Below are 6,073 nucleotides of genomic sequence, written 5' to 3' on the forward strand. Positions count from 1 at the left end.
CGCCCAGGGGACACAGGCTCCGACCCGCCAGCCGCTGCTCAGCATCCTCTCTCTTGTCGCGGGTGTCGTCGGACTGCTGGGCCTCCCGGTCGCCTTTGTCCCGTTCGTCGGCGGGGTGCTCACCCTGCTGCTTCCGGCCGCGGCCATCGTGCTCGGTGCCCTCGGCCGCACGAAGGAACCGCGCGCCCGTGCCCTGTGGCTCACCGGCCTGATCACGGGCATCGTCGGCGTCGCCCTCTCCCTGCTGAGCATCGTCGTCTGGATCATCGTCTTCGCAAGCGTGCCGAGTACCGATTACTATCGCTGAGAGCCCGTTCGCCGGGCGCAGTGACCGGACCGGGAGGCCGCAGTGACGGATGCACGACGCGCTACCGCGGCCGGCGACGACCTCGGCTTCGAACTCACGCGCCCGCCGGAGGAAATCACCGGCGAGCTCGACTACGCCTCAACCGTGACGGCTCCCACCGAGTGGGTGCCGTACGTCTACACCGAGTCCGAGCTTCGCGCCCTCTCCCGCAGGCGCGCCATCGCCGTCGCATCCCTCGGATTCGGCGCCGTCGGACTCGCCGGCGCCGTCTTCGTGGTCTGGGCCGCGCCGCTCTCGCTCACGGCCGTCATACTCGCCGTCTGGGCGAGCCGTACCGAACGCGCGGCCGTGTCGATCTGGGCCTGGGGCCTCGGCACGGGCCTTGCCGGCCTCGTCATCGCCGCCGGCTGGATCGTGCTGATCAGCCAGGCCATCAGCCCCATCCCGCACTGAACGCCTGGCACTGAGTGCACAGCACTGAGTGCACAGCACTGAGTGCACAGCGCTGAGTGCTCAGCGCGGCGGCTGCACCCGCTCCACGAGCAGCGCGAGCCTGCGCCCGCCCGCGCGGGTGAGCACGAGCGTGGCCGACTCGGGTCCGTGCAGCTTCAGTCGGGTGCGGAGCACGGCCGGGTCAATGTCCACGCCACGCTTCTTGATCTCGAGCGTCCCGATCCGGCGTTCCTTGAGCGCGAGCCGGAGCTTCTTCTCGTCCACCGGCAGCGACTCGAGCACCCGGAACGCCGTCGCGAACGGGGTCTCGTGCAGCGACTCGGTTTTCAGGTACGCGATGCCCTCCCCGAGCATCAGCGCGTCCATGCTGCGGGCCAGGTCGCCGATCAGCCGTGCCCGGATCACCGCGCCATCCGGCTCATACAGGTAGCTGCCTGCCACGCCGGCCTCACCGGCGACGCTGTCGACGTCCACGCTGTCTGCGGCCGCGGTGAGTTCGTGCCGACCGCCCCTGCCCAGGAGCAGGGCCGAGCGACGGATGCCGTCGCGTGCGAGGGCGCCGAACCAGAGGCCCATCTCGACGAGCTTTCCGTCCACGGAGACCCACTGCGCTTCCGCGGCGGCGGGAATGGCGTCGCGGTCGTGGCCCGGACCGAGCTTCACGCCGATCGGCATCCGCTCGCTCAGGCCGAAGACGAAGTCGAGGTTCGGCGAATAGTCTTCCGGCCGGGTCAGCCGGGAGGTGTTGCTGTGGCCGGCGGTGCGGCGGGCCGGGTCGAGCCAGGCCGCGTCGAAGCCGGTGAGGTCGAAGGTCTCCGCGTCGCCGTGCACGACGCTCGCATTGTCGAAGGGAGCGAGGTTGTAGCTCGCGACCGTGGCCGTGACCTCGTCGGTGTCCACGGCGGTCACCTGGATGTCGAGAGCGGCGAGGGCCATCGAGTCGCTGCCGATGCCGCTGCCGAGATCGGCGACCCGGTCCAGTCCGGCTGCCGCGAACCGGCCGGCGTGCAGGGCGGCGACGTTCAGTCGGGTGGCCTGTTCGAGACCGGCCTCGGTGAAGAGCATCCTCCCGGCGAAGTCGCCGAACTTGGCGACAGCCTTCGCCCGCAGCCGGGACTGGCCGAGCACCGCGGTCACGAGTCCCTGCGGGTGACCGGCCTTGCGCAGGTCGCTCACGAGGCGCACCACATCGGAGGAGTTGTCCCAGGGCGGAAGCGAGTCCAGCAGGCGCAGCCCATCGGGGGACAACAGGTCAACAAGCTCGGAGCGTTCCATTGTCCAAACGATATCAAGCCGTGGCCGCCGCGCCCGGAACGCCCGAGTCTGGCACTCACGTTGCGTGAGTGCCAGATGCGCCCTAAACTCGCTGTTAGCACTCTCGCTGTGAGTCTGCCAACCAAGTCTTAGCTAAGAAAGAGGTCAACCGTGTCGGTCTCCATCAAGCCGCTCGAGGATCGCATCGTCATCAAGCAGGTCGACGCCGAGCAGACCACCGCATCAGGTCTGGTCATCCCTGACACTGCCAAGGAAAAGCCCCAGGAGGGCGAAGTTGTCGCCGTCGGCCCCGGCCGCATCGACGACAACGGCAACCGCATCCCGCTCGACATTGCCGTGGGCGACAAGGTCATCTACTCCAAGTACGGCGGAACCGAGGTCAAGTTCGGTGGCGACGATCTCCTCGTCCTCTCCGCACGCGACGTGCTCGCCGTCGTCGTCCGCTAGGGATCCGTCCCAGGCGCCACGCACGACCGCACTACACGTATAGACAACACAAAATCCCGGATGGCCTGGTCATCCGGGATTTTGTGTTCCCCAGGCCCGCTTGAACGCGGCCAGAACCACCCAGAACCACCCAGAGCACGCTGACGCCGGGCACGCCCGCGAAGGGGAATCGTTGTGAGCCGCACACCGAGACAGCCGGCCGAACCGACCAGCGGACTCGCCTTCGCGATCGCCGCATACGGCCTGTGGGGACTGCTCCCACTCTTCTTCCTGCTGCTGCACCCGACGGGACCCTTCGAGGTCGTGGCCTGGCGCGTGCTCTTCTCGCTGGTCTTCTGCCTCGCCCTGATCACCGCCACCCAGGGCTGGCCCGCCCTGCTCGTGGTGCTCCGTCGTCCGAAGACGGTCTGGGTGATGGGCCTGGCCGGACTCCTGATCTTCGTCAACTGGCAGACCTACGTCTTTGCGGCGCTCACCGGGCACGTCGTCGAGGCGGCCCTCGGCTACTTCATGAACCCGATCGTCACGGTGCTGCTGGGCGTCTTCGTCCTGCACGAGCGGTTACGGCGCATCCAGTGGATCGCGGTCGCGATCAGCGTGGCCGCCGTGATCGTGCTCACGCTCGGCTACGGGTCGCTGCCGTGGATCTCCCTCGTCCTCGCCCTGTCCTTCGGTTTCTACGGCCTCATCAAGAAGAACGTCGGCCCCGGCGTCGGCGCGCTCACCGGGCTCACCCTCGAGACCGCCTGGCTGATGCCGATCGCGATCGCGGAACTCCTGATCGTGGGCGCCGTGACGGGGCTCACCTTCGGCACTGTATCGCCGTGGCACACCGTCGGCCTCGTATCGACGGGCGTCGTAACGGCCGTCCCGCTGTTGTTCTTCGCCGCGGCCGCCCGACGCCTGCCGCTCAGCGTGCTCGGCCTCGTGCAGTTCATCGCTCCGGTGCTGCAGTTCCTCGTCGGCGTCTTCCTCCTCGGCGAGCCCATGCCGCCCGAACGCTGGGTCGGCTTCGGACTCGTCTGGGTCGCGCTCGTGATCCTCACGGTCGACATGGTCGTCACCGGACGCGCCCCGCGGCGAGCATCCCCCGAACCCCTCTGACCGGAGATACGCTCGAAGGACTCCACCTGTGAAAGGACCACGGATGCCCTTTCCAGCTCTGACCGTCACCTCTCGTTCCGTCTCCACGACGGGACTCGCCTTCACGGTCGCCGCCATCGCCGCCGTGCTCGTGCTCTCCGGGTGCACCGCAAGCGAAGCCCCCGCCGCCGTGACCAGCACCCCGACGGTCGCGGCATCGATCGCGCCCACCGGCGACGGCACGCTGTTGGTCGGCACGCTGTTCCCGATGACCGGGGAGGCGGGAGCGGTCGTGACCGGTGCCGCGCAGGTCGCGGGCACCGAGCTGGCCGCCCGGGAGATCCAGGAGCAGGCCCTGCCCGGCACCCCGCCGATCCAGCTCGTCCATCGCAATTCGACGGGGAACGTCGCGGTCGCGGTCGCCGACCTGGTGGCGCGACACGTCGACCTCGTGCTCTGGGACGCGACGACTGCCGTACCCGCGGAGGTCGCGGCATCCGTCGCCGCAGCGGGCATCGCTCTGTTGCCGCTCGACGGCTTCACGAACGGCGGCACCCCGCTCGCGGCCGACGAGGCCTTCGCGGTGCGTCTGCGCACCTCCGATCCGGGCCTCGCCGACACCGCGGGAGGCGGAGAAGCCTTCGACGGCGTCGTGCTCGCGGCCCTCGCCGCGACCGAGGCAGGCGACGACGGCGGGCCCTCGCTCACCCCGGCCCTCGACCGGGTCAGCCGCGGCGACACGGTGTGCACATCTTGGGCATCTTGCATCACCGCACTCGGTGAAAAGAAGCAGATCGCGTACCAGGGCGTGACCGGGCGACGCTCTTAGTACAGCGCCTCGTCCGACGGCGTCCCCCAGGGCAAATGCTGGTGGTGTCACGAATCGCTAACGATGTCCCGTTTGAACGGCAAGAAAACATCCTCGAAACAAAGTGATCCTAGGTTGGAGCCTAATAACGCGAGTGGGCCTCACCCGGAGGCGTACTTACGCGTGCAAGATGAAAGGGTACCCAGGATGATTAAATCCAAGCACGCCCTCCGGACCGCCATCGTGGCGGGAGCAGGCGTCATCGCCGTCATGCTCTCCGGTTGTGCATCCGGCGGCGGTTCTACCGCTACCACGACCTCGGCCGCGGCCGCGTCCTCGTACACCGACGCAGCTTGTGCGAGCGGAGCGTCCACGGACAAGTCGCTGGTCGTCGGCTCGATCCTCCCGATCACCGGTAGCCTCGCTTACCTCAACCCGCCGGAACTCGCCGGCGTCGGCCTCGCCGTCTCAGACATCAACGCCGCCGGCGGCGTCGACGGCAAGGACGCCTGCGTCCTGGCCACCGACTCCGGCGACAGCACGGACCTGACGATCTCGACCGCGTCCGCCCAGAAGCTCATCGCTGCCAAGGTCTCCGTCGCCATCGGCGCCGCGTCCTCGAGCGTTTCGCTCAACGTCGTCGACTCCTTCGCCTCCGCGAAGATCGTCCAGATCTCCCCGGCCAACACCTCGGCCAAGCTCAGCGGCTACGGTCCGTTCTACTTCCGCACCGCACCGCCGGACTCGGTCCAGGGTTCCGCGCTCGGCCAGCTCATCACGGGTGACGGCAACGCCAAGGTCGCCTTCCTCGTCTTCAACGACTCCTACGGCACCGGCCTCCGCGACTTCACGCAGAAGAGCATCGAAGCCTCCGGCGGAACCGTCGTCTACGGCGGCAAGGGCAACGGCCAGGAATTCCCCCCCGGCCAGACCACGTTCTCGTCCGAGGTGACCGCCGCCAAGGCGACCAACCCCGACGCGATCGTCATCCTCGCCTTCGACGAGACCAAGTCCATCATCCCCGAGCTCAAGGCCCAGGGCGTCGACCTCTCCAAGGTCTACCTGTCTGACGGCAACACCGCCGACTACAGCAAGGACTTCGAAGCCGGCACGCTGACCAGCGCACAGGGCACGATCCCCGGCGCCTACCCGGCCGACGACTTCAAGGCCAAGCTCGTCTCCTGGTACAAGGACACCCAGAAGGCCGCCCTCGGCGACTTCTCCTACGCCCCCGAGGCCTACGACGCGACCACCCTCTCCGCCCTCGCGGCGCTGAAGGCCAAGTCCACCGTCTCCGCCGACATCCAGGCGCAGCTCGCGGCCGTTTCCGGCGCGAGTGGCAAGGGCACCAAGTGCAAGAGCTACGCCGAGTGTGCACCGCTCGTCACCGCCGGAACGGACATCCAGTACGTCGGACAGTCCGGCGTCGGCCCGTTCAACTCGCACAACGAGCCGTCGAGCGCCTTCATCGGCATCTACAAGTTCGACAAGGACAACAAGCCGGTCTGGCAGTCCGCCATCGAAGGACAGACCTCCTACCAGTAGGAGAGTCCTGATCTTCGGCTGAGGCCGTAAGAACACACCGAGCGGGGTCCGGCGTAAGCCGGGCCCCGCTCTTTCGTGTGCCCGGCCCCGCGCCTCGCTGTGCCCGCCAGCATCCGCCCTCTCGCTGAGGTGGGGGGGCGGAGCGGGGACGGCCC

The 6,073-nt window shown here is 68.3% G+C and carries 6 protein-coding genes and 1 pseudogene; 6 read left to right on the forward strand and 1 reads right to left on the reverse strand.

Going from position 1 to position 6,073, the window contains the following annotated elements:
• Positions 1 to 307: pseudogene (locus QN350_RS18775) on the forward strand (hypothetical protein); the annotation flags it as partial.
• Positions 308 to 349: 42 nt separating this feature from the next.
• Positions 350 to 760 (forward strand): hypothetical protein, encoded by a 411-nt coding sequence (locus tag QN350_RS18780; protein WP_322137994.1) that lies wholly within the window; start codon positions 350 to 352, stop codon positions 758 to 760.
• A gap of 60 nt (positions 761 to 820) precedes the next feature.
• Here QN350_RS18780 and QN350_RS18785 read toward each other — a convergent pair whose 3' ends face one another.
• Complete coding sequence (locus QN350_RS18785; RefSeq protein WP_322137993.1) at positions 821 to 2,035, reverse strand: THUMP-like domain-containing protein; 1,215 nt, start codon at positions 2,033 to 2,035, stop codon at positions 821 to 823.
• Between the two features lie 150 nt (positions 2,036 to 2,185).
• Here QN350_RS18785 and groES point away from each other — a divergent pair, with 150 nt between their 5' ends.
• The 4 genes from groES (at position 2,186) to QN350_RS18805 (ending at position 5,918) form a co-directional block, all read left to right on the forward strand.
• The gene (groES, locus tag QN350_RS18790; protein WP_092339382.1) at positions 2,186 to 2,482 is read left to right on the forward strand and encodes a co-chaperone GroES; all 297 of its coding nucleotides are present in this window, start codon (positions 2,186 to 2,188) and stop codon (positions 2,480 to 2,482) included.
• Positions 2,483 to 2,656: 174 nt separating this feature from the next.
• Positions 2,657 to 3,586: an EamA family transporter RarD gene (rarD, locus tag QN350_RS18795; protein ID WP_322137992.1), complete on the forward strand. Its 930-nt coding sequence runs from the start codon at positions 2,657 to 2,659 to the stop codon at positions 3,584 to 3,586.
• Between the two features lie 43 nt (positions 3,587 to 3,629).
• Positions 3,630 to 4,394, forward strand: a complete 765-nt coding sequence (locus QN350_RS18800) for a hypothetical protein (protein ID WP_322137991.1) — start codon at positions 3,630 to 3,632, stop codon at positions 4,392 to 4,394.
• A gap of 186 nt (positions 4,395 to 4,580) precedes the next feature.
• Positions 4,581 to 5,918 (forward strand): ABC transporter substrate-binding protein, encoded by a 1,338-nt coding sequence (locus QN350_RS18805; RefSeq protein WP_322137990.1) that lies wholly within the window; start codon positions 4,581 to 4,583, stop codon positions 5,916 to 5,918.
• Positions 5,919 to 6,073 lie beyond the last annotated feature (155 nt).

The sequence above is a fragment of the Cryobacterium sp. 10I5 genome (assembly GCF_035019865.1).
In the GTDB taxonomy this organism is placed as follows: Bacteria; Actinomycetota; Actinomycetes; order Actinomycetales; family Microbacteriaceae; genus Cryobacterium; species Cryobacterium breve_A.

Coding starts and splice junctions, on each gene's coding strand:
- QN350_RS18785 (WP_322137993.1), bottom strand. CDS start 2,035: ATGGAACGCTCCGAGCTTGTTGACCTGTTGTCCCCCGATGGGCTGCGC.
- QN350_RS18800 (WP_322137991.1), top strand. CDS start 3,630: ATGCCCTTTCCAGCTCTGACCGTCACCTCTCGTTCCGTCTCCACGACG.
- QN350_RS18805 (WP_322137990.1), top strand. CDS start 4,581: ATGATTAAATCCAAGCACGCCCTCCGGACCGCCATCGTGGCGGGAGCA.